The 23,855-nt window shown below is 62.4% G+C and carries 20 protein-coding genes; 7 read left to right on the plus strand and 13 right to left on the minus strand.

The features are described from left to right. Positions 1-50: 50 nt before the first annotated feature. Positions 51-764: a hypothetical protein gene (locus tag ACZ6WW_RS00385; protein WP_465272501.1), complete on the minus strand. Its 714-nt coding sequence runs from the start codon at positions 762-764 to the stop codon at positions 51-53. A gap of 246 nt (positions 765-1,010) precedes the next feature. Here ACZ6WW_RS00385 and ACZ6WW_RS00390 point away from each other — a divergent pair, with 246 nt between their 5' ends. The 4 genes from ACZ6WW_RS00390 to ACZ6WW_RS00405 all read left to right on the plus strand — a co-directional run bounded on the left by ACZ6WW_RS00390 (position 1,011) and on the right by ACZ6WW_RS00405 (position 4,647). Then, on the plus strand, positions 1,011-2,144 hold the full coding sequence (locus ACZ6WW_RS00390; RefSeq protein WP_465272502.1) for an alpha/beta fold hydrolase: 1,134 nt from the start codon (positions 1,011-1,013) through the stop codon (positions 2,142-2,144). 131 nt (positions 2,145-2,275) lie between these two features. Further along, complete coding sequence (locus ACZ6WW_RS00395) at positions 2,276-3,520, plus strand: sensor histidine kinase (protein WP_465272503.1); 1,245 nt, start codon at positions 2,276-2,278, stop codon at positions 3,518-3,520. Continuing rightward, entirely contained in the window at positions 3,513-4,280 is a 768-nt protein-coding gene (locus ACZ6WW_RS00400; protein WP_465272504.1) for a LytR/AlgR family response regulator transcription factor, read from the plus strand. Before ACZ6WW_RS00395 ends, ACZ6WW_RS00400 begins: the two co-directional genes overlap by 8 nt. A gap of 10 nt (positions 4,281-4,290) precedes the next feature. Next, the gene (locus tag ACZ6WW_RS00405; protein ID WP_465272505.1) at positions 4,291-4,647 is read left to right on the plus strand and encodes a hypothetical protein; all 357 of its coding nucleotides are present in this window, start codon (positions 4,291-4,293) and stop codon (positions 4,645-4,647) included. Positions 4,648-4,654: 7 nt separating this feature from the next. On the opposite strand, the gene ACZ6WW_RS00410 is transcribed toward ACZ6WW_RS00405, so the two are convergent. Next, the gene (locus ACZ6WW_RS00410) at positions 4,655-5,008 is read right to left on the minus strand and encodes a hypothetical protein (RefSeq protein ID WP_465272506.1); all 354 of its coding nucleotides are present in this window, start codon (positions 5,006-5,008) and stop codon (positions 4,655-4,657) included. Positions 5,009-5,238: 230 nt separating this feature from the next. On the opposite strand from ACZ6WW_RS00410, the gene ACZ6WW_RS00415 reads away from it, so the two are divergent. Further along, positions 5,239-6,057, plus strand: coding sequence for a DoxX family membrane protein (locus ACZ6WW_RS00415; RefSeq protein ID WP_465272507.1), 819 nt, complete (start codon positions 5,239-5,241; stop codon positions 6,055-6,057). 150 nt (positions 6,058-6,207) lie between these two features. On the opposite strand, the gene ACZ6WW_RS00420 is transcribed toward ACZ6WW_RS00415, so the two are convergent. Genes ACZ6WW_RS00420 through ACZ6WW_RS00430 form a run of 3 tightly spaced genes read right to left on the minus strand, consistent with a single transcriptional unit; the run spans position 6,208 to position 11,956 of the window. Further along, positions 6,208-7,662 (minus strand): efflux transporter outer membrane subunit, encoded by a 1,455-nt coding sequence (locus ACZ6WW_RS00420; RefSeq protein ID WP_465272508.1) that lies wholly within the window; start codon positions 7,660-7,662, stop codon positions 6,208-6,210. Next, positions 7,659-10,829 carry an efflux RND transporter permease subunit gene (locus ACZ6WW_RS00425; RefSeq protein ID WP_465272509.1) on the minus strand — a complete coding sequence of 1,057 codons (3,171 nt, stop codon included), beginning with the start codon at positions 10,827-10,829 and terminating at the stop codon, positions 7,659-7,661. Before ACZ6WW_RS00425 ends, ACZ6WW_RS00420 begins: the two co-directional genes overlap by 4 nt. After that, positions 10,826-11,956 (minus strand): efflux RND transporter periplasmic adaptor subunit, encoded by a 1,131-nt coding sequence (locus ACZ6WW_RS00430; RefSeq protein WP_465272510.1) that lies wholly within the window; start codon positions 11,954-11,956, stop codon positions 10,826-10,828. The genes ACZ6WW_RS00425 and ACZ6WW_RS00430 overlap by 4 nt, the downstream gene beginning before the upstream one ends. 130 nt (positions 11,957-12,086) lie before the next feature. Here ACZ6WW_RS00430 and ACZ6WW_RS00435 point away from each other — a divergent pair, with 130 nt between their 5' ends. Further along, the gene (locus ACZ6WW_RS00435) at positions 12,087-12,695 is read left to right on the plus strand and encodes a TetR/AcrR family transcriptional regulator (RefSeq protein WP_465272511.1); all 609 of its coding nucleotides are present in this window, start codon (positions 12,087-12,089) and stop codon (positions 12,693-12,695) included. Positions 12,696-13,045: 350 nt separating this feature from the next. Continuing rightward, positions 13,046-14,542 carry a flavin-containing monooxygenase gene (locus ACZ6WW_RS00440; RefSeq protein ID WP_465272512.1) on the plus strand — a complete coding sequence of 499 codons (1,497 nt, stop codon included), beginning with the start codon at positions 13,046-13,048 and terminating at the stop codon, positions 14,540-14,542. Here ACZ6WW_RS00440 and ACZ6WW_RS00445 read toward each other — a convergent pair. The 8 genes from ACZ6WW_RS00445 to ACZ6WW_RS00480 form a co-directional block, all read right to left on the minus strand. Continuing rightward, the gene (locus tag ACZ6WW_RS00445; protein ID WP_465272513.1) at positions 14,532-15,926 is read right to left on the minus strand and encodes a C40 family peptidase; all 1,395 of its coding nucleotides are present in this window, start codon (positions 15,924-15,926) and stop codon (positions 14,532-14,534) included. The genes ACZ6WW_RS00440 and ACZ6WW_RS00445 overlap by 11 nt on opposite strands. Before the next feature lie 398 nt (positions 15,927-16,324). Beyond that, positions 16,325-17,617: an adenylosuccinate synthase gene (locus tag ACZ6WW_RS00450; RefSeq protein WP_281852598.1), complete on the minus strand. Its 1,293-nt coding sequence runs from the start codon at positions 17,615-17,617 to the stop codon at positions 16,325-16,327. A gap of 124 nt (positions 17,618-17,741) precedes the next feature. Beyond that, positions 17,742-18,608: a protease modulator HflC gene (gene hflC / locus ACZ6WW_RS00455; protein ID WP_281852597.1), complete on the minus strand. Its 867-nt coding sequence runs from the start codon at positions 18,606-18,608 to the stop codon at positions 17,742-17,744. Further along, positions 18,605-19,774, minus strand: a complete 1,170-nt coding sequence (gene hflK / locus ACZ6WW_RS00460) for an FtsH protease activity modulator HflK (RefSeq protein ID WP_281852596.1) — start codon at positions 19,772-19,774, stop codon at positions 18,605-18,607. Before hflK ends, hflC begins: the two co-directional genes overlap by 4 nt. 173 nt (positions 19,775-19,947) lie before the next feature. Continuing rightward, positions 19,948-21,255 (minus strand): ribosome rescue GTPase HflX, encoded by a 1,308-nt coding sequence (gene hflX / locus ACZ6WW_RS00465; RefSeq protein ID WP_281852875.1) that lies wholly within the window; start codon positions 21,253-21,255, stop codon positions 19,948-19,950. Positions 21,256-21,261: 6 nt separating this feature from the next. Next, positions 21,262-21,531, minus strand: a complete 270-nt coding sequence (gene hfq / locus ACZ6WW_RS00470) for an RNA chaperone Hfq (protein ID WP_281852595.1) — start codon at positions 21,529-21,531, stop codon at positions 21,262-21,264. Between the two features lie 178 nt (positions 21,532-21,709). Next, complete coding sequence (miaA, locus tag ACZ6WW_RS00475; RefSeq protein ID WP_465272514.1) at positions 21,710-22,660, minus strand: tRNA (adenosine(37)-N6)-dimethylallyltransferase MiaA; 951 nt, start codon at positions 22,658-22,660, stop codon at positions 21,710-21,712. A 22-nt stretch (positions 22,661-22,682) separates the two neighbouring features. Beyond that, positions 22,683-23,852: a threonine aldolase family protein gene (locus tag ACZ6WW_RS00480; protein ID WP_465272515.1), complete on the minus strand. Its 1,170-nt coding sequence runs from the start codon at positions 23,850-23,852 to the stop codon at positions 22,683-22,685. Between the last annotated feature and the right edge of the window lie 3 nt (positions 23,853-23,855).

The raw sequence follows: 23,855 nt of genomic DNA on the forward strand, positions 1-23,855 counted from the left end.
ACGTTTACAACCAAGGTAAAGACGACTTTACATGGATGGCTGGACGTCCATCATTGACTGGGTTGATGCACCTGCTGCAATGCACCGACCGTTACATGCCCCTGCCATCCATCGAAGACGACCTCGGCGGCCTTGTCGATCTGAGCCACTACCAGTTGCACCGGAGGGCACGATTGCGGATCGATCGGATCCTTCCACGCATCCTGCGTACCGGCCATGCAGTACGACTCCTGATTCTTCAACGAAGCCATGCCGCTCTCGTACCGTTGCTGCGCCCGCTTCGCCGCCACCGCATCGCCATAGACCGGCCGCATCTTTACCAACAAGGCCTGCGCGGCCTCGTGCTCGGCAGGCGTCGTTTGCTTGAGCAAGGCGTTATACGCCGCGGCAAAATGCGAATCGGGCCGCTCCGTGGCCAACGAAAACCATGCCAACGCCAAGGCGCGATCCGGCCGCTGATGATCGCCATTGAGCGCCATCACCCCAAGTACGTATTGAGCAGGTTTGCTGGCCCAGCTCGCCGCCGTGGTGAAGAAGCGCTTCGCCGCGCTGTATTGCTGCTGGCCGTAGCTCTGCGTGGCCAGACAATAATAGAGATCGGCGGGTAGAAACTTTTCCTCACCGGCCGTGCACCGTGTTTTAGCGAGATCCGCGTCGCTGGCAACTCCCTGGGCGCTCGATGCGGCAGCCGGCGTTTGCGCCATGCCTGTCAGCGGCGCGCAAAGCGCGAGTCCCAAGATTGCTGTAACGGTATAGCTACGCATCGTCGTACCCCTTCCCTTGCATCGGTGCCTATCATAACGAAGCTGGCCTCCAGCGGATGACGCCGTTTCAGCGTATTAATTTGCGCACGGGTGTCGCAACGCCGCCGTCCGCGGACACTCCATGCTGTCCGCGGGCACGTGGGCTGGCCTCTATTCGTACATCAGAATCGCATCGCCAGGCCGTTGGCCCGGTCATTGCTGTCTACCGGTTTGTATTCGATCACCGGGAAGCCATCGATGGTTCGCATGAAATCGCTGTTTTGTTCGATCGCGCTCTGCGCCGCGGCCTGCGTCGCGCAGGCCGACGACAATGCAAACAAGGCGTTTACCCAACAAGAGGCCCGCGACATCATCGCCGAATCGCGCAAGATCGTGACGCCAAACGGTATCGACGCGTTGATCAAGGTAAAGATCAACGGCACCGAACAATGGCTGTCGATCCGCGGCAAGGACAAGCGCAATCCGATCCTGTTGTTTCTCCATGGCGGCCCCGCTTCGCCCGATATGCCATTGGCCTATACCTTCCAGACACCATGGGAGGACTATTTCACCGTGGTGCAATGGGATCAGCGCGGCGCAGGCAAGACCTATACGGCAAACGATCCGAAAACCATCGCCCCCACCCTGACGATCGATCAGATGACCGACGACGCCGAAGCAGTCGTTCGCTATCTGCAGCAGACGTATCACAAGCAAAAGATATTTCTGCTCGGCCACTCGTGGGGCACGGTGCTGGGTGTTCGCCTTGCGCAGCGGCATCCGGACTGGTTCTACGCTTATATCGGCGTGGGCCAGGTAGTCAACGTGCAACAGAACGAAACGATCGGTTATCGCTTCGCGCTCGATCAAGCCAAGGCCGACAACAACACCAAGGCGATCGCTGAGCTGACTCGACTCGCCCCCTACCCCGGCAAGGAAGGCTCGCTCGATATCGAGCGCATCGGCACGCAACGCCGCTGGCTTTCCTACTATGGCGGGCTCGCTTATGGACGCACCAGCTTCGCTTTCGATTCCAATGCCGAAGAGCTGGCTCCCGAATACAGCGACCGGGATCTCGATGCGATCGGCGCCGGCAGCCTGCTGTCGCTCAATCATCTGCTCAAGCCGCTGGGCTCGCTCGACCTCAGTCACGACACGCACTTCGATTGCCCGGTGCTGTTGTTTACCGGGCGGCACGACTATGCCGTATCGCATGAGCTGGCCGCCGAATGGTTCGCGACCATCAGCGCGCCGTATAAACGCCTGGTCTGGTTTGAAGACTCGGCGCATATGGTGATGCAGGAGCAGCCGGGACGGTTTCTCGTCCATCTGGTTAACGACGCGCGCCCGTTCGCGGCCCAGGCCGGGGATGCGGCACCGGAGGACATCGAGCAGCACTGACCCAGCAGGTCTCTGATTCGCGCCCCGATTTCCGGCTTTCGTCGCCGCCTGGCCGGTCCTGTCGCTCGGGTGGTTTACCCCGTGCGACAGACGGCTATGCTCGGCAGCACATCGGGTTTCGGGGATCCACCGTGAAAAGCTTTTTCTTCGTGCTGCGCATTCTGATCGCCTGGTCGGTCGCTTACCTGGCCCTGGCCATTTTGTGGATCGCCCCAGCCGACAGAGGCGACGATGCTCCCTTGATCGCCTTCTGGTTATGGGTGGCGACGGCGGTCTTTGTCATCGCCGGCGCGGTATCGCACCTGCGCCGGGTACGACTGATCACCGGGCGCATCGATGCCGGCACCGTGGGCAATCGTCAGCGGCGGCAGATAGAAATTCCGCTCGAAGCCGGCGAAGCGTTCGACCTGCTGGATGCGGCCATTCGCGAACTGCCGCGCACCGAAGAGATCGAAAGCGCCCGCGACAGCCTGCAGGTGCGTGCCAAGGTGAAACGGCCGGCGCCGTACGGACAATGGAAGTTGCTGCGGCTGCCCTTCTTCGGCAACACGCGCAATCAGATCCTCGCCACCGTGACACCTATCGATGGCGCCGGCAGCGTGACCTTGATCTGCGAACCCGAGAGTGGTGCGTGGAGCGACTGGTTCCGCGTCGACGACGCCACCAATCTCGAAAATGCCGAAGCCATCACCCGTGCCATCAGCCGCCGCGTGTCCGAATTGCGGCGACGCGAACGCAGCGCCGTCGAGCAGACCTCGACCGAGAAGGAACTGGCCGTCGCTAAACTCAATCTGCTCAACGCACAGGTCGAGCCGCACTTCCTCTACAACACGCTGGCCAGCGCGCAGTATCTGACGCGCAGCGAGCCGGCACGTGCGGATGAAATGCTGGGCCATCTGATCCAATACCTGCGTCACTCGCTGCCGCGCACCGAACAGACGCTATCCACTCTGGGCGAAGAACTCGAGCGGGCCCGCTCCTACCTGCAGATCCTGAAGATTCGCATGGGCACGCGGCTGGAACTCAAGCTGGATGTTCCCGAAAGCCTGCTGCCGACGCCGCTGCCGCCGATGATGTTGCAGACACTGGTCGAGAATGCGATCAAACACGGCCTCGAGCCCAAGCCCGGCGGCGGTACCGTGTGGATCAATGCGCGGCGTGACGGCGATCTGGCCGTAATCACGGTGGCCGACGACGGTAATGGCTTCAGCACAGCCGGCGGTGGCACCGGTATCGGCCTGAAGAATCTGCGCGAACGCCTGCGCCTGGTCTACGACGGACATGCCTCACTCGCGGTGGTGGCCAATATGCCCGCCGGTGTCGCCGCGACGATCAGCGTGCCTACCGATGCACAATGGATCGCCCGCCATGGTTAAGGCCGTCATTGCCGAAGACGAAGCGCTGCTGCGCGATGCGCTCCAACGTTTGCTGGAGACCGCCTGGCCGGCCCTGGATATCGTCGCCCAATGCGAGGATGGCGCAAGCGCCCTGGAGGCTATCGCCGAGCATCGTCCGGATGTAGCTTTTCTGGATATCCGCATGCCCGGCCTGACCGGCCTTGAAGTGGCTACGGCGGCAGCGGAGCTCCGTCCACCGCCGCAGATCGTTTTTACCACCGCCTATGATCAATATGCGATTGATGCATTCGAACGTGGTGCGATCGACTATCTGCTCAAGCCCATCGCGCCCGAGCGACTGGCGGCAACGATACAGCGCGTGCAAACGCGCCTGGCCAGCGGACATGTCGATATCGGCAGCCTTTCCAGCCTGATCCGCCAACTGGCAGGACATACCCCCGGCGCCACCGCACCACCGTTGACCTGGGTCACGGCCAGTGTCGGTCGTGAAACGCGACTGATTATGGTCGACGACATCGCCTATTTTCGTGCCGACAGCAAATACACCGTGGCGATGACCGCGGAAGGCGAAGCCTTGCTGCGAACACCGATCCGCGAACTGCTCGCCATGCTCGACCCGCAGGTGTTCAAGCAGATTCACCGCTCGACCATCGTCAATTTGAAAGCCATTGCCTCGATCGTTCGCGACGATGGCGGCAAGGGCACGCTACGCCTCAAAGGCCGCTCGGAAACGCTGGCTGTCAGCCAGCCCTTCATGGCGATTTTTCGCCACATGTAGAGGTGCGATCATGTTCAAGCTAGGCGCCATCATGTATTTCCTGCTCGCGCTCGCCGGCTGTAGCGAAGGCGATCGCAGCATCGTCACCCGAACGACCGTCAACGGCGTGGACCAGATCTACAGCAAGGTACACGTGCGTGCGGGGACGGCCACATTCGAATGCCTGGACAGCATCACCGGCAGTTGCCACTACGCCGTGTTCGCTTGCGCACTGGGCCAGTGCGAAAACGCGCCCATGCGCAAGCTCGCGGTTGCGGCCGGAACGGAGCAGGATATCCTCGACCTGCCCGGGCAGTTTCAGGTATGCGACAGCGTTGACGACAAGCCGCTGACGGCCGCGTGCATGCGGCCGCAGAAAACATCGTGACAACCGATCAGCGGCGTCGATTCACCGGTACGCCAGGAGACGGATCGCGCGCACCGCGTGGCACACGCGGACTCTTCCACGAACCACCGCGCTCCTTTGCCTTGCGCTCTTCTTCGAGTACGTCCCGGTCGAGCCCGGTACCGCCGCACTGATAGGTCGTGCCCATCATGGGCTCGGGAAACTCGGCTGCGCTGTCGACCAGCTCGCTCGTAAAGGTGCTGCCGTCGCGATTGTCGAAACCATGATGCGGGTTTTCCTGCCCTACTCCGCTACGCCCCTGGGTATCCCCTCGCCCTTGCATCGCCAGCGTCAATCGTTCCAGTGTATCGATCGGTGCAGCTTGTCGATCTGCGTTACGCATCGCCTTCATTCCTGAAGTTTGGGGACGAAAACCATGTTGCCGGCCGGCAAGTCAGCACGATGTGCATGACAGCTTGTGCGGATGTAAAAGGTCCGCCGGGCAAGCGGACCCGGCCGGAGCATTGGGTTAGCGCATTGGCATGTCCCGGTCACGGAAAATTGGTCCTATTTTTCATGCCGAAGAACGCTTTCCATAGACCAGACGCCTGACCGGCGATCTCAGGGAAAGCCATGAGCAGCACCGTTTCATCGCAAACCATCCTGTCCGCCCCACTCCTCGCACACTCCTCGCTGGCAAACACGGCGCGCGTCCTGTTTGCCGCCACGATGATCGCGCTGGGCGTCCTCGGCCTGATCTATGGCGACTTCGCCGTGCAGTGGCAACGCATCCCGATCGCGCAGCTTCCTGGGCGCGTGGTACTGGCCTACCTCAGTGCTGCCGTGGAGCTGCTGGGTGGGATAGGTCTGCTGATCGCGAGCACCCGGGCGACCGCCGCGCGTACGCTGGTGATCTTTGTCCTGCTCTGGGCCGTGCTGTTGAAGCTGCCCGCGGTTATCTTCGTTCCGCAGATGGAAGCCACCTGGCTGGGCCTGGGCGAGATTACGGTCATCCTGGCCGGCGCGTGGGTGCTTTTTGCCTCGCACGCCAACGGATGGGAGAACCAACGCCTGTCAGGTCTTGTGGGAACGCGTGGCACTCGCCATGCGCGATGGCTGTTTGCCTTGAGCCTGCCGACGATCGGCCTGTCGCATTTCATCTACCTGCCGCAGACCCTTGAGCTGGTACCTGCATGGCTGCCGTTTCCGACCGGCTGGGCCTATCTGACGGGTGCGGGCAATATCGCCGCCTGTCTTGGCATTCTGTTTGGCGTATGGCCGCGGCTCGCTGCGATTCTCGAGGCGGCGATGTTGAGCATCATCACCTTGCTGGTGTGGGGGCCGGGGCTTTTTACCCACGCTGGCGATCGTATGCAATGGACCGCTTTCGTCATCTCTGCGGCGATTGCGGGTGCGGCGTGGGTGGTGGCTGGGTCGTATCGACGGGAATGAGGTTTCCTGCTCCTCGCAAAAATCGCTGCATGAGCGCCACTGAATCCCAGCCTGCGCCGGGATGACGGGGAGTGCGGGTGCCCAGATAAACGGTACACCACCTCATCGTCATCCCGGCGCAGGCCGGGATCCAGTGGCGAATACTTCGGGTTATCGCCGTCTGGCCGCTCCACTGCCCTGCGGCTCACCCATCGCCTGAAACAACGCCGCCGTATCGACCAGACGCGCAGCAGTACTCTGGATTTCGGTCAGCCGCGCATTCTGCATACGCTGCTCGCTGACGATCGTGGTCGGATACGACACTGCGCCGAGCTTGTAGCGCGACGCATTCTCGGCAAACGATTGCTTCGCAGCGCCCGACCCCGTTTGCGCCGCACGCAGCGCCGATGCGTCCTGATCCAGCGCAACCAGCGAGTCGGCGACATTCTGGAACGCGTTCAATACCGCCTGCTTGTATTGCGCCACGCTCGCATCGTAATTGGCGATCGCAGCCTTGCGTTCGGCCATCAACGCACCGCCATGAAAGATCGGCTGTGTCAGCGACAGACCCGCACTCCAGATGCCCGAGCCGCTACCGAACAAGCCCGAATCCTTGAATGCGCCTGAGCCCATCGATGCGGACAACGAAATCCGCGGAAACAGATTCGCCGTCGCTACACCGACCTGCGCCGATGCCGCCCGTAAAGACGCTTCCGCCGCCAGCACATCCGGCCGCTGCTGCAGTAGATCCGATGGCACGCTGACCGGCACCTCTGCCGGCAATTGCCATTGCGACAACGGCAATACCTCGGGTGCCTGATCCGGCGTACGCCCCATCAACGTGGCGAGCGCATGCCTGGCGCGTTGCGCCTGCGCACGCAATGGCGGCAAAGAGCCGTCCAGCGCCGCGGCATTCTGCTGTGCGGTCAGCAGATCGTCATGCGAGGCCGCGCCAAGCCGATAGGACTTGTCGACCAGATCGGCCTGCGCGTGCGCCAACACACTCAACCGCTCCGCGGCGGCAACCTGTTCGGCCAAAGCCGATGCGTTCACGGCCGAAATCACGATATTGGCCGCCAGCGCACGCCGGGCGGCATCGAGCTGATACGCCTGCAGATCGACCTGAGCCGCCGCCTGCTTTACTCCATAGCGCTCGGCGCCGAACAGGTCGAAGGTGTAGTTGAGACTCAACTGGCCGGCATAGACGTTGTAGAGATTGGTGGGCGGCCCGAGCGCCGGCAATCCCAAAGCGCGTTGCCGACTTGCCTGCCCCTGTGCGTCGAGCGAGGGAAGCATCGTATCGCCGACCTGCGCGCGAAACTGTTGATGCACCGCTTCGAGCGTATGCCGAGCTGCGTCCAGCGATGGGTTGTTCTTAAGGCCTTCTTCGACCCACCCATTGAGCGTGTCCGAGCCATACAGGCGCCACCACTCCGGCACGGCACGCGCGCCCTGGTTGTAGTGTTGCGCCACACCGTTAGCATCCGCACTGGCCGCCGGCACCGGCTCGACCGTATAGCGATCGGGCGAAGGAGATGTCGGCGGTTTCGTCGATGGTGCAAACGAGCAGCCTGCCAGCGCGATAGCCATCGCAAGCGTTGTCGACCGGAGGGATAGATGCTTCATGGTGCGACCTCCCGTGCCGGCTCATCCGCACGCACACGGAACCAGGCGGCATAGAGTGCGGGCAAATAGAACAGCGTCAGCACCGTGGCCACCGTAATGCCACCCATCAGCGCCGTTGCCATCGGCCCGAAGAAGTTGCTGCGCAACAGTGGAATCAGCGCAAGTACCGCTGCTGCCGCCGTCAGCGTAATCGGGCGGAAGCGACGCACCGTCGCGCCGATGATGGCCTCCCAGCGTGGATGGCCAGCGGCGATATCCTGCTCGATCTGGTCCACCAGGATCACCGAGTTGCGCATGATGATGCCGAACATCGCAATCGTGCCCAGCATGGCCACAAAGCCGAACGGCTGACCGAACAACAGTAACGACCCGATCACACCGATCAATCCCAGCGGTGCCGTCAACACCACCATGAAAGTACGCCCAACGCTTTGCAGCTGGATCATCAGCAATGTAAGCACCGCGATGCCCATCAACGGCATCTGCGCATTGATCGAGCCTTGCGCCTTCTGGTTCTGCTCGACCGAACCGCCAACCTCGATGCGATAGCCCACCGGAAGATGGCTGCGTACGGCATCGAGCTGCCTGTCGATATCGTTGGTCACGTCCAGTCCCTGTGCTCCGCCACGGGTATCGGCCTGCACATTGATCGACGGCTGACGATCGCGCTCCCAGATCACGCCGTACTCCAGGCCGTAGTGCACGCGCCCGAGCTGGGACAACGGAATGGCCGCACCGCCTGGCGTGGGAATGGCCAGTTGCTCGATCTGATCGGGATGAATGCGCTCGTTCTTCGGCGCACGAAGATCCACGGCGATCAACTTGTCACGCTCGCGATACTGGCTCACCGTGGTGCCCGAAAGCGACATCGCCAGAAAATTGGCCACGTCCTGCGAGGTGATACCCAGTTGCCGCGCCCTGGCCTGGTCGATCTCGAAACGTACCGAGCGCTCGCCCGGCTCGTCCCAATCGAACTGGACATGCGTCGTGCGGCTATCCTTGCGCATGATTGCCGCCACCTGTTCGGCAATACCGCGCACGGTGGCGATATCGTCGCCATTGACGCGGAACTGCACCGGGAAACCGACCGGCGGCCCATTCTCGAGCCGGCTGACGCGGGTGCGCACCGCGGCAAAATCATGTTGCAGCAAGGTGTCGAGATTCTGCGCCAGCTGCTCGCGCTGCTTGACGTCCTTGGCAGTGATCACGAACTGCGCGAAGTTGGGCTGCGCCAGTTGCTGATCCAGCGGCAGATAAAAACGCGGCGCACCGCTGCCGACGAAACTCACGTAATTGCTGATCTCCGGACGGTCTTTGATAGCCGCCTCGAAACGCTTCACCTGACTCAAGGTGGCATCGAACGAAGCGCCCTCCGGCAAGCGCAGATCGACCAGCAGTTCCGAGCGGTCCGAACTCGGGAAAAACTGCTTGGGCACCAGACCGAAACCGGCCAGCGCGATCACGAACATCAACACGGTCAGCCCCAGCACGGCGAAGCGATACTTCAGGCAGAAGTCCAGCCAGCCACGAAAGCGGCGATAGAACGGCGTGTCGTAGATTTCGATGTCGCCTTCGTGATGCACGATGGCAGCGGCCTTCTCCCGTCGCTTTTCGTTCCAGCGACGCGGCATCAGGCGTGCCCACCATTCCTCGCCAGGTTTGGTGCGCGCGTGGTGCTCGGGCAGCATGTGATAGCCGAGCAAGGGGATCACGATCACCGCGGCCAGCCAGGAAACCAGCAACGCGATGGCCGACACCTCGAAGATCGAGCGCGTGTATTCGCCGGTGCCCGACTTGGCCAGCGCGATCGGCAGGAAGCCCGACACGGTGACCAGTGTGCCGGTCAGCATCGGGAAGGCCGTACTCGTATAGGCGAATGCTGCCGCACGCACACGGCTCCAGCCCTGCTCCAGCTTCACCGACATCATCTCGACCGCGATGATCGCGTCGTCCACCAACAGGCCCAAGGCAAGCACCAGAGTACCCAGCGACACCTTGTGCAGGCCGATACCGAAGATGTCCATGCACAACGCGGTCGCCGCCAGCACGAAGGGAATCGAGATCACCACTACCATGCCGGTGCGGAACCCCAGGCTGAGCAGGCTCACCAGCAGGACGATCGCTACCGCTTCGGCAACGGACTCGAGAAAGTCGTCGACCGAATGCGACACCGCATGCGGCATGCTGGTCACGGGGTTCAACGTCAGACCGGCAGGCAGTCGCTTTTGCAGATTGGCGGTCGCCTGATCGAGCGCCTTGCCCAGATGGATCACATCGCTGCCCGGCTGCATCGTGACGCCGATGCCCAGCACCGGTTTGGACATGAAGCGCATCTGCTGGCTCGGCGGATCGTCGTAGCCGCGCTTGATGGTGGCGATATCGCCAAGCCGGAAGCTGCGGTCGTTGATGCGCAACAGCGTGTTGCCAAGCGCTTCCAGATCGTCGAACTGGCCACTGGGACGCACGAAGACGCGATCGTCCGCCGTCGTGATCACCCCCGCCGACGCCACCGCATTCTGCTGGTTGATCGCCGTCGCGATCTGCTGTGGGCTGATGCCCAGCTTGGACAGGCGCGCGTTGGGAATCTCGATAAAGATGTGCTGATTCTGGTCTCCCAGATAGTCGACCTTGCCCACGCCCGGCACGCGCAGCAATTCGGCGCGCAACTGGTCGGCATAGTCGTGCAACTGCGCCGGCGTGAAGCCATCGCCTTCCAGTGCATAGATATTGGTATAGACGTCGCCGAACTCATCGTTGAAGAACGGCCCCTGCACGCCCGGCGGCAACTGTGCCGCGATATCGCCCACTTTCTTGCGCACCTGATACCAGGTGTCGGGCACGATCGACGCGGGCGCCGAGTCCTTCACATTGAAAAAGATCAGCGATTCGCCGGGGCGCGAATAGCTGCGTAGGAAATCGATCGATGCGGTTTCCTGCAGTTTTCGGGAAATGCGATCGGTCACCTGCTCCTGCACTTGCTGCGCATCCGCGCCCGGCCAGAAGGTCTGGATCACCATCACCTTGAAGGTGAACGGCGGATCTTCCGATTGCGACAGGCGGCTGTACGACAACATGCCGAACAACGCGACCATCACCATCACGAAAAACACCAGCGAACGGTGGCGCAGCGTCCACGCCGAGAGATTGAAACGGCCCTCTTCGCTCACGGCGCGTCCTCCGGATGCGGCGGCGCGATCGGCGCGACCTTCTCGCCGGCTGTCACCGTATGCACACCCTGCATCACCACCTGCTCACCGGCATGCAAGCCGGTATCGATCAGGACATCGCGCTCGCTGTAACGCAGCACCGTGACCGGGCGCAGTTCGAGCGTGGAATCGGTCGGGCGCAAGACCCAGACCGCGGGATGCTCGCCCTGATGAAACAGCGCCGTCGCCGGCAAGCGCACACCGGCGGTAGCCGCGCCGGTGGACAATGCGACCCGTGCCGTCATGCCGAGCGGCACGTCGGCAGCATCCGCATCGAGCGCCAGCTTGACGCGATAGGTGCGCGCCTGCGGATCGGCCGCGGGCGACACATCGCGCACGCGCCCCTTCAGCTGGCGATCCGGCATCGCCGGCAAGGTCACGGCGGCGCCCTGCCCCACGACCACGCCGGCAATCCGATCTTCCGGTACGTCGAAGAAAACATCGCGCTCGCCCGACCAGGCAAAACCGAAGACAGCCTGACCGGCGGCAACGACCTGCCCTATCTCCGCCTGCTCACTGGTGATGCGTCCATCGCGGTCGGCTACCAGCGTCGTATAGCGCGACTGGTTTTGCGCCAGCGCGAGTTGCTGCCTGGCCTGATCGCGCCCGGCCAAAGCTGCCGCGTAAGCATCGTGGGTCTGGTCGAGCTGCAGCTGGCTGATCAGGTTCGCCTTGGCCTGGGCGTCATCGCGATCCCGTTGCTGGGTGGCAAAAACGAGCCGATGCTCCGCCGCCTCCAGCGCGGCCTGCGCGGAAGCCTGGTTGCGCCCGGCATCGGCATCATCGATCCGTGCCAGCACCTGACCCTTCTTTACCGAGTCGCCCAGATGAGCCTCGCGGGCGATCAGCTGCCCGGGCACGCGGAACGACAACGGCATTTCGTAACGGGCATGCACCTCGCCCGGAAACTGCGCCACGAACGCGGCATCGGCGGCCTTGGCGGGCATGGCGATGACCGGACGCGGAGCCTCGGCCTCAGGCGCATGTTTGCCGCATGCGGACAGCAACGCGGCGGCTATCGCGATCGAAAGCGGCCCGAACGCGCGCGCCCAGGCACCCGCTGGGGACGGGAAATTGCGGTTGTTCACAAACCACTCCTGCTGCGTAGGAGCCGCGCTCGCGGCCCGGGGATACGTCATCGAACTCTAATACATACTTGTATTTGAATTCAAGTAAGCATTCAAATGCAGCAAAAGCCAGCCGTGGTACGATTTACCCATGCCACGCAAGCGACTCACCCGCGAAGAAAGCCGAGACCAGACCCGCGAGCGCCTGCTCGAAGCGGGCGCGCAGATCATTGCCAAGAAAGGGCTGGCCGGCAGCAGCGTCGAAGACATCGCCGCCCATGCCGGCTACACCCGGGGCGCGTTCTACTCGAACTTCGACAGCAAGAACGACTTGTTCATCGAGCTGCTCAAGCGCGATCACAAGGACATCCAGGAAGCCCTGCAACAGATCCTCGACGCCGACCTGTCCAAGCAGGACATGCAGGCGCAGCTGTCGGCCTTCTATATCCAGGCCTACTGCGGCGACACCAGCTTTGCGCTATGGGCCGAGGCACGCGTTTGCGCGCTGCGCGATCCCAAGTTCCGCATCCGCCTGAATGCGCTGCTGCTGGAAAAGCGCGACACCATCGGCTATTTCATCGAGCAGTTCTGCAAGGCCATGGACAAGGAACTACCCGTCCCCGGCCGCGACCTGGCCTTTGGGACCATGGCACTGATCGATGGCGTCCGCTTCTTCAACGCCTGCATGCCTAAAGAGCTACCGGACGAGAGCGCACAGACGATGCTTGGTGCGATTTTCGCGGCGACGTTCTTCGACTAACGGGAATACCTCCTAGTTTCCGTAGGAGCGACTTCCGGGAACCTCAAATAACCTCAGTTTTCATCGTCGCCCCGGCGAACGCCGGGGCTTAGCGTCTTCAGCACGTCGAAGCGTAAGTCACTGGGTCCCGGCGTTCGCCGGGACGACGGATAGGAAAGGGTTTTGGAGGCTCCCTTCATTCGCGACAGGCCATTACGCCATCGTGGGTCGCGGCTGAAGTCGCTCCTACAGTAAGGCCAGTTAACTCGGCCTTTCGGGCTAGGCCTCACGCCAGACAGCCGCTGCGCCACGGCGTCGCCGCGCTATGCTGTCGATTGCACTTCCGGCCCGACGACGAAAAACGAAGGGATATGAACCACGACGATATCGAACCCGAATATACCGACGTCCTGATTATCGGTGCAGGCTTGTCGGGTATCGGGATGGCAAGCCATCTTTCGAGGGACTGTCCCGGCACCACCTTCACCTTGTTGGAGCGACGTGATGCCATCGGCGGCACCTGGGATCTGTTTCGTTATCCTGGCGTCCGTTCCGATTCGGACATGTTCACCTTCGGCTATGCGTTCCGGCCGTGGAACGAGCTGAAGGTGCTAGCCGATGGTCCGTCTATTCGGCGCTATGTCGAAGACACCGCGCGCGAGTACGGCATCGACAAACGGATACGTTTTGGCGTGGAGACCCGGCACGCCTCATGGTCGAGCGCGCAGCAGTGCTGGACGGTTACCGCCAGCGAGGAACACGGCAAACGTAGCGTCGTCTATCGCTGTCGATTTCTGATCGCGTGCACCGGCTACTACCGGCACGACCAAGGCTATATCCCGGACTATGCGGGCATCGAGCGATTTGGTGGTCGCTTTATCCATCCGCAACACTGGCCGGACGATCTGGACTATCGCAACAAACGTATCGTTGTTATTGGCAGCGGCGCTACCGCGGTTACGCTGGTGCCCGCACTGGCAAACGACGCGGCACACGTCACCATGCTGCAGCGCTCACCCACTTATATTTTTTCCATCCCCGCGCACGACAAGATTTCCGCCGTGCTCAAACACGTACTGCCCGAGCGCATGGTCTATCGCATGGCGCGCAAACGGAACATCAAGCTGCAGCGCTGGATATACAAAGCCGCGCGGCGCTGGCCCGGACAAGTACGGAACCTGCTGCTATCGGCTGCCCGTAAACAACTTGACGGCCATGGCGAGCCGAACGATTTCTCACCCGCGTATGCACCGTGGGCGCAACGCCCCTGCGCCGTACCGGATGGCGACCTGTTCAAGGCGATCCGCGCAGGTAGTGCATCGGTGCTGACCGATGCGATTGACACCTTCACCGATCATGGCATTCGACTAGCATCGGGCAAGCAACTTGACGCGGACATCGTCATCTCGGCGACGGGCTTTCAGTTGCAATCGCTGGGCGGCATGACGCTGGAGGTCGATGGCCAGGCCCGCGCCGCCAACACACTGATGACATACAAGGGTGTGCTCCTGCAGGACACACCGAACATGGCGGTGATCTTCGGCTATGCCAACGCGTCGTGGACATTGAAAGTCGATCTCGCCGCGCACTACGTATGCCGTCTTCTGAACCATATGCAGCAACATGGTTATTCGACAGCAATACCGAAACCGCCACCCGGACAAATCCTGGACGAAACCATCCTCGCTCAGCTCGAATCCGGATACGTGCAACGTGGCAAGGATGCGATGCCGCGCCAGGGCCGTTCGGGCTATTGGCGCGTCACCAACAATTACGAATCGGACCAGGAGATGCTGCTCAAGGCGCCGATCGACGATACCGACCTGGTGTTTGCAAAAGACATCCAGACCACGTCGACTACGGCCTGATATGCACCAGGCTGGTCATCGCATCGACATAGGACAGCTTCTCGTCGATCAGCAAGGGCAGCAGCGGCGTCACCGAGACTTCGTTGGTTTGGGTCCAACGCTTGTGACCGGTGCCATCGAGAAAGACTACGCCGCCGACGTCCTGGATCACATAGGGCTCTCCGTCGACGCGACCGAGAAACATCATCACATGGCCAGGGATATAGATCAGATCACCGACCTGGGCATCGGCCAAGGCCTTCATGCGAGTCGCGTGGTCGTCTTTCGCGGTAAACGATCGATGTTGCAGAGCCGGGCTATTTGCCTGATCACCGGTATTACGCGGCATCTGCACGCCCAGGCTGCGATAGACATCGGAGACGAATCCGCTGCAATCGCGACCGTTGTAGAGATGTCCCCAACCGTAACGTTCGCCGAGAAACTTGAATGCCTGGTGGATAATGTTGGCGCGGGTGAGCGGCAAGTAGTCCGCTGCGCTATCGGCCTGACGCTGCAATAGCGCGGGCTGAAAATGCAGCGAGCCATCGTCGGCACGCGTGGGCAACTCCAATGTCCAGGATGCGTACGGGCCCTGCCCATTGACCGGCTGGTCCGGCGGCAGGTTCGCCAAAGGTATGCGTGTACCCATGTCCAACTGCAGTTCGGAAACTTCCGGCGCTTCGGGCGTAGAGACGGTGCGTACCTTGTCGCCGGTAATCACGCGATAAGGTGTTTTCTGGGCATACGACAACACCTGTTCCGCACTGCCCTCGGCGATCGCCGATTTCTCGACCCATGCGGCATAACGCGGGCTGACAATGAAATACCACTGGCCATCGCGGCTGGTATGCGCAATCACCACCGGGTCGCCGGGAAAGATCGTGCTTTCCTGAAAGCTCTCAAAATCGGGTTGGCCCCTTACCGTGAACGCGCGCATATTCGTCGGAAAGTTGCGCAGCGAGACGCGATGCACCGCCATGCCGTAACGCGCCGGTTCGCTGGCGGGAATCGCATCCAGGTCGATACTGGCCACGATCGTATCGATCGTTTCCTTCGGAAGGAGCTGGTTCTTCACGTCCATGAGCGGCTTGGACGGAAGCTTGGACACCTTGGTGATCCACGCCAACACCTGTGCGCGCGTCAGCACCGGCCCGATCTTGCGCAAGTCGTACATGCTCGGATCGGATGCGAACAGCCGTGCATTCTGCGTATCGATCTGCGCACGCGTCAGGATCAACTGATCCGGCGCGGGCGCCCTGGCGATCCAGTAGTCCGGCGAAAGCATCGCGTCCTGCGTGCCGATCACTCCGGACGGCGGAATCGGCAGGACATCGTCGCGGCAAAACGCCGGTGCGCATACCATCGCCAACGTCGCAGCCATCAACACGCGTGAAGCCATTCGCATAAGAAAACCTCGGAGTCCGTGGATAGAGAAAACGAATGCGTCGGACCGATCGTCAGATCAGCATCGCACCGAACGTCAGCACGCAAACCAGCGAACAAACCGCAAACAGGCTCGGCAGCATCAGGGTTTCGAATTTCATGACTGTTCTCCGTGAGATTAGAAAAGTTGCTTTCACGGAGTAGATGGCAAGGGTCGTGCCAAGCCCTCAGATGGCTCGCAAACCCCGCCCTGAAGCCATTTCTCATGTCAGCACAGCAGACGATACCGTTGTCCGCGGACGGTCGGTGTGTCCGGACATCGAGCAGACAACGGACAACCATGTCTCGTCTGGACAGGGCAAATAAAAAAGGGCTCTCGTCAGAGAGCCCTTCTCATATATCTCGACGTGATGCGAACGCTTATGCGAACGGATCGTCCAGAATGATCGTGTCGTCGCGGTCCGCACCGGTAGCCACCAGGGCCAAACGGCAGCCGGACAACTCTTCGACGGCGCGCAAGTAGGCACGCGCAGCGGCCGGCAGCTTGTTCCAGTCGCGGATGCCTGCGGTGGACTCTTCCCAACCCGGGAATTCCAGGTAGACCGGCTTGCACTCAGCCCAACCGTCCGCGTCCAGCGGCGCCAGCTCGCGACGCTTGCCGCGATACTCATAGGCCACGCAAACCTTGATGCTCGGCAGACCGTCAAGCACGTCCAGCTTGGTGATGGCCAGGCCGTTGATGCCGTTGATCTGCACGGCGCGCTTGAGCGCCACCAGGTCGATCCAGCCGCAACGACGCGGGCGACCGGTGCTGGCACCGAATTCGTTGCCGACCTTGCGCAGGCGCTCGCCCATTTCGTCGTTCAACTCGGTCGGGAACGGACCGCCACCGACGCGCGTCGCATAGGCCTTGCAGATGCCGAGCACGTAGTCGATGTCACCCGCACCCACGCCGGTACCGGCAAGCGCGCCGCCCACCGTGGTGTTGGACGAAGTAACGTACGGATAGGTACCGTGGTCGATATCCAGCAGCGCACCCTGAGCGCCTTCGAATAGGATGTTGCCACCCTCGCGGCGCACGTCATGCAGGATAGTGGCGACGTCGTCGACCATCGGCTTGAGGAACTCGCCCCAGCTCAGCGCTTCGTCGAGCACCTGCTGGTAATCGACCGGCGCGGCCTTCAGCCACTGGGTCAGCACGAAGTTGTGGTACTCGACCACTTCGCGCAACTGATCGGGCAGCTCATGCGGATACATCAGGTCGGCAACGCGCACACCCCGGCGGGCGACCTTGTCTTCATAGGCCGGGCCGATGCCGCGACCGGTGGTACCGATGGCCTTGCCGCCGGCGGCGATCTCGCGCGCCTTATCGACGGCGATGTGGTACGGCATGATCAGCGGCGTGGCCGGGCTGATCTTCAGACGCGGACGCACACTCACGCCTGCGGTTTCGAGCTCTTCGATTTCCTGCTTCAACGCAGTCGGCGACAACACCACGCCATTACCAATCAGGCACAGCGCATCGTCGCGCAGGATGCCCGACGGTATCAGGTGCAGCACGGTCTTCTTGCCCTTGATCACCAGCGTATGGCCGGCGTTATGGCCACCCTGGAAACGTGCAACCGCGCCGACGCGCTCGGTCAGCAGATCGACGATCTTGCCTTTGCCTTCGTCGCCCCATTGGGCACCAAGGATAACGACTGACTTACCCATGATCTTCTCGCTCATTTGGCAGGGCCGATCAGGCCCTTAAGGATAGTAAAAACGAAATCTTGCCCTCGGATGACCGACGCCAGGCACACGGCGGCGAACAGGTCATGCGGCGCGACCCGAACGCTCAGCGCTTGGCCGCGCCGTCATTGAAATAACGCAGGAACTCCGAATCAGGCTTGAGCACCAGCACGCCCTTGCCATCCTTGAACGAATCACGATACGCGGACAGGCTACGGTAGAACGCAAAGAACTCAGGATCCTGGCCATAGGCCTGCGCGTAGATGGCCGCAGCCTGCGCATCGCCTTCGCCACGTGTCTTGGAAGCATCGCGCTCGGCATCGGCCTTGATCACCTGCACCTGGCGCTCGGCATCGGCCTGGATCGTGGTCGCCGCCTGCTGGCCGGTGGAACGCAGCTCGTTGGCCAGCTCCAGTCGTTCGGCACGCATGCGCTTGTAGACCGATTCGCTCACTTCATCGGGCAGCTCGATGCGCTTGATGCGCACGTCGACCACGTCGATACCTAGATTCTTGCTGGAGGTGGCATCGGTCTCGGCACGCACGCGCTCGGTGATGTCCTTGCGCCCGGCCGTGATCAGCTCCTGCAGCGTGCGACCGTTGAATTCCTGGCGCAGCGCGTTCTTGACCAGCGGGGTAAGGCGGTTGGCCGCCTGCAGGTCCGAACCGGTGGTCGCGCGGTAATACGCGGCGCTGTCGGCAATGCGCCACTTCACGTAGAAGTCGACATTGACGCTTTTCTTTTCGGAGGTGAAGTAACGCTCCGGCTGGGCGTCCAGCGTCATGATGCGGCTGTCGAACAACAAGCGCTGCTGCACCAGCGGCAACTTGAAATGCAGGCCCGGATCGTTGTCGGTGCGCACGATGCGACCGAACTGCAGGACCAGGGCGCTCTCGCCTTCCCTGACCACATACATGCTGTTGTAGCCGAACAGGACAATCAGGACGACCAGGATCGCGGTCACGAATTTCATGGCTGCTTCTCCTTGCTGATGTCGCCGCCCGCGGCCGATTGCAACACCGTGCCCACGCCCTGGACGTCCCGGCCGCTCATACGCTCCAGCGGCAGGTAGATGACATTGCGGCCACCACTGCCGTCGAGCACCTTGGGGTTGTTCGACATGACGTTTTCAACCGTTTCCAGCCACAGGCGACGACGGGTGACGTCGGGCGCGGCCTTGTATTCCTTGAGGATCAGGTTGAACTGCGCCGCGTCGCCGTTGGCGCGGGCCACGCGCTCGGCGCTATAGCCAAGCGCCTGCGCGAGAATGCGCGATGCATCGCCGCGTGCTTCGGGCACGATCTTGCTGGCGGTGGCGCGCGCGTTGTTTTCGGTCGCCTGCTTGTCTTCGCGCGCGGCGTTGACGTCGTCGAAGGCGTCCTTCACTTCCTGCGGCGGGGCCACGTTCTGGAAGCTCACATCGGTCACCGTGATGCCCGAGCGGTAGCCATCGAGCGTGGCCTGCAGGATGTCGCGGGTCTGCTGCTGCAGGGTATCGCGAGTCTGCGCCGGTACCGGTGCCTTGGCAGCGGCCGTGGCAGGCGTGGCGGCGGTCGACGCGGCAGCCGGGTCGGCGGCGGCAACGGCCACCGGATCGCTCTGGCTGGTCAGGATGTTGTCCATGATGTTCGCGCCGACGACGGTGCGCACGGCCGCTTCGGCGGCCTGCTGCAAGGTGTCTTCCGGCTGCCCGCTCAGCGAGAACAGGTACTGGCGCGCATCGGACACCTGGTACTGCACGTTGAAGTCCACCGAGATGATGTTCTCGTCGGAGGTCAACATGCGCACCTTGTCCGATACCGAACGGATTTCCGTAGTGCCGACCTTGGTCACCGACTCGAGCGGACGCGGGAGCTTGAAATGGAAGCCCGGCCCCAGCGTGCGGTTGTACTGTCCGAAGCGCAGCACTACGCCGGCCTGGCGGGCATCGACGATCACATAGCTGCTCAGCAGCAGCCAGGCCAGCACCACGGCCAGCAGGACGGTAAAGATGCCGCCGGCACCGCCGCCGAATTTGCCGAAGCGGTTGCGTAGCTGCTTGAGCACATCTTCCAGCCCTGACTTGTTGCCGCCGGGACGGTTGTTGTTCTTGTTCCAGGGGTCGCGCTGCCCGTTGTTACCGGGTTCGTTCCAGGCCATGGTCAGTCTCCTTGAGGCCGCAGGGAGGCCGGCAGCGATGGCCGGAAAACTCGTTGAACGGGCTGTTGCATGGGGGCGCCGGGTACGTTGGCCGCAAAACGCCCGTCATTCTATCAGGGGTGAGGGCATAAGGGGTTAGCTACAAGGGGCACAACCGCTTTTGCAGCAGGCTCCTAGCCCCTTGCTTCCTCGCCGAGGATGTCGCGCAGCAAGGCCGCATCCGCGCCGCCGCCGCCGGTCAGGGGAGCAATGACACTGCGGGGTGCGTCGATATGTAGCTGCCAGCCGTGTTCGTCGACCGCTTCGCCGGCGATGGCACCGGCTGCCTTCAGCCGTGCGTGCAGGCGACCGGCCGATAGCGGCAGGCGCAATTCGGAACGCACACGCTCGCCACCGAGCAATTCGCCCAGCGCCTGGCGCAGCAGGTCCATGCCTATGCCCTGGGCCGCGGACACCCAGACCTGGGTCGGGCGGCCTTCGCCGTCGCGATCGATGCGCGGCTCGCCGCCAGCGAGGTCGATCTTGTTCATGACCCGCAATTGCGGCAGATCGCCGGCGTCGATCTCTTCGAGCACCTGATCGACCACGTCACGCAGGCGGTCGCGCTCCTCGTCGGCGGCATCGCAGACATGCAGCAGCAGGTCCGCGTCGCGCGCCTCGGCCAGGGTGCCGCGAAAGGCGGCCACCAGGTCATGCGGCAGGTCGCGGACGAAACCGACGGTATCGGCCAGCACAGCCGGCCCGCAGGTGAGGTCTTCCAGCTTGCGGACCGTGGGGTCCAGCGTGGCGAAAAGCTGATCGGCCGCGTAGACGTCGCCTTCGGTCAAGGCATTGAAAAGCGTCGACTTGCCCGCGTTGGTATAGCCCACCAGGGCCACCCGCGGCACCGTGTTGCGTAGCCGCGCGCGGCGCTGCTGACCACGCTGCGTCTGCACCTTTTCCAGGCGCTTGGTCAGCATCTTCACGCGCTCGGCCAACAGGCGGCGGTCGGTTTCCAGCTGGGTTTCGCCCGGGCCGCGGTTGCCGATGGCACCGCCGCGCTGGCTGTCCAGATGGGTCCAGCCGCGCACCAGCCGGGTAGCCAGGTGCTTGAGCTGCGCCAGCTCGACTTCCAGCTTGCCTTCGTGCGACCGGGCACGCTGGGCAAAGATGTCCAGGATCAGCCCGGCACGATCGACCACGCGCGTGTTGAGGAGCTTTTCCAGGTTGCGTTCCTGGACCGGGCTGAGCAGATGGTCGACCAGCACCAGGTCGGCCTCCAGCGCACGCACAGCCTCGGCGACCTCTTCGGCCTTGCCGGTGCCTATGAAATAGCGTGGATTGGGGGTTTCGACGCGTGCGGGGATGCTGCCCAGGATCTCGGCACCCGCCGACTTGACCAGCTCAGCGAATTCTTCGGCGCGGCGTACCGAGTCGCCCTCCCCGCGCGAATGCGGGAGGACGATGACAGCACGGTCGCCTTTCTTTTGACGATCAAACAGAGTGAATCAACCTTCCGCCTCGGCGGGTCCAACGATGGCGTCGCCATGGCCGTCGTGACCATTGCCAACGCGTACATTGCGGCTGGGCACTACGGTCGAGATGGCGTGTTTATAGACCATCTGGCTGACCTGGTTGCGCAGCAGCACCACAAACTGATCAAACGACTCGATCGTTCCCTGCAACTTGATACCGTTGACGAGATAGATGGCGACCGGGATGCGTTCACGACGCAAAGCGTTAAGAAACGGATCTTGCAATGACTGCCCTTTGGACATTTGTTGTTCTCCCCTCGCTTACGAACAGGCCGGAGAAAAGACGCGTGCAGCACGTCCCGGCCCAAGACGAAGGAATATTAACCGCTTTTAAATTGATCTTGAAAGGAAAAAACTCCACCGTGTGACCGCGGCGGCGCTTACCTCTGTAACCGAGCGGTCAGAAACCGCCTCGCCATGCTTACATGGGGCCGCCAAGGAACAGACGCAAGGCGTCGCTCGCTCTGCCCGCAAGATCTTCGCGATCCGGATCGAGCGTCCGGGCGTCCAGCTCGCTGCGCAACCAGGTGATCTGCCGCTTGGCCAGCTGACGCGTCGCGAAGACGCCCTTGTCACGAAATGTCGCCGCATCGACCAGCCCGTCCAGGTGCTCCCAGGCCTGCCGATAGCCGACGGCCCGGATCGCCGGCAGGTCGGCGTGAAGGCCGCCGCGTGCTCGCAGCGCGCGCACCTCGTCGAGCAGGCCCGCCGCGATGATGGCGTCGAAACGCCGGGCGATACGTTCGTGCAGCAGCCTGCGGTCTTCCGGCAACAGGGCCAGTTTCAACACCCGCCAGGGGAAGCGCTCTCCGCTGCCGCCCTGCTGCTGTTCGGACAAAGGCCGCCCGGTCAGCTCGATGACTTCCAGTGCGCGCTGCACACGCTGCGCATCGTTTGCCCCGATACGCTGGGCGGCTACCGGGTCGAGTTCGCTCAGCCGCTGGTGCATGGCCGGCCAGCCAAGGCGTTGCGCCTCCCCGGTCAGGCGCTCGCGGATGGTCGGGTCCGCTTCGGGCAAGGCCGAGAGACCACGCTGCAAGGCGCGAAAATACAAACCGGTACCACCCACCAACAGCGGCACATGACCGCGCGCCGTAATCGCCTGCATGGCAGCGACCGCATCGGCGCGAAAGTCCGCCGCCGAATAAGGCTCGCTCGGCTCCCGGATATCGATCAGCGCATGCGGATAGCGCGCCAGGGTCGGCGCATCGGGTTTGGCCGAGCCGATATCGAGGCCGCGATAAACCAGCGCCGAGTCGACACTCACCAGCTCCACCGGAAACCGCTCGCTCAGCGCACAGGCCAGCGCCGTTTTACCGGAGGCCGTAGGTCCCATCAGGAAGATGGCGGGCGGACGTTGATCGATCGACATCCGCCCATTGTATGGGCTGCGGCTATTTCCCGGCGAAGGCCGCGATCAATTGATCGGTACTTTGGCGCAGCCAGGTTTCGTTGAACATGAGCTCCAGCTTGCCCTCACGCAGATGGCCCATCTCGATATGCGCACTCTTCAAGCGCTCGCCCAATCCATCGGCCCGCTTCGCCGATACATCGAGGTAGGCGATATTGCTGCCGTTCTCGATGCGGTGGACTTTATAGCCCGAGGTTTTCTCCAAACGTGCCAGCAGGCGTTCGGCTGCCTGTCGCACGCTGGCGAAACGGTCGACAAAACCGACCAGCGTATCCAGTGCCGGTAACGCCGCCATCCAGCCATGCAACAAGGTCCCACCGAAGATGTGCCGCAGCTCGCGCGCCTTCGTCATCTGCGCCTTGGTACCCGACAACACGCCGCCAAACGGCGCATTCAAATATTTGTAGAGCGAGACATAGACCGTGTCGAACGGAGCACAGTACGACTTCGGATCGAAGCCGCTGATGCCGCTCATCAATAAAAGACGCGCACCGTCCAGATGCATGCCGACGCCATGAGCGTGCGCGATGCCTGCGATCTGGTTGATCAAGGCCATCGGCACGGTGGCACCGTCGGCGCGACGCACCGGGCTTTCCAGCGATATCGCACCGACCTTGATCGGATAAGGACCATTCTCTGCGCGATCGATCGCAGCCTTGACTTCATCCAGCGTCGGCGCGGCCTTGCCCGGCGCCAGCGGCACCAGGTTGATCCCGCTCAAGGTCGGCACCGAATCGGCCTCATCGCGATAGACGTGGCTTTCCTGCTGCACCAGGGCGTGGCGCGACTCGCCGCACAGCAGCCGTAAGGCAATATGGTTGGCCAGGGTGCCGGTGGGCATCAGCACCGTATCTTCTTTGCCCAGCAGCGCGGAGAACTTTGCCTCCAGCTCGGTGACCGCACCGCCCTTGAGATAGAAATCGTTGACCTTGTCGCGCTTATGCAAGAGCGACTGCAACAGATCGGCATAGGGTTGCGGTTCGAGCAGGATGCTGTCGCCGTAGAGGAATACAGTGTTGTCCGCAGGTGCGGGCGTCGGAACCGCAGCGTTGTCTGCCGCGAGCAAGCTCGCCGGTGCCCCTGCGTAAGCGGTCAACGCGAGTGCGCCGAGTGGAAGCGTGCTACCTAGAAACTGACGCCGTGTAAGAGTCACTGT

This window comes from Dyella sp. NPDC103356, from assembly GCF_055584465.1.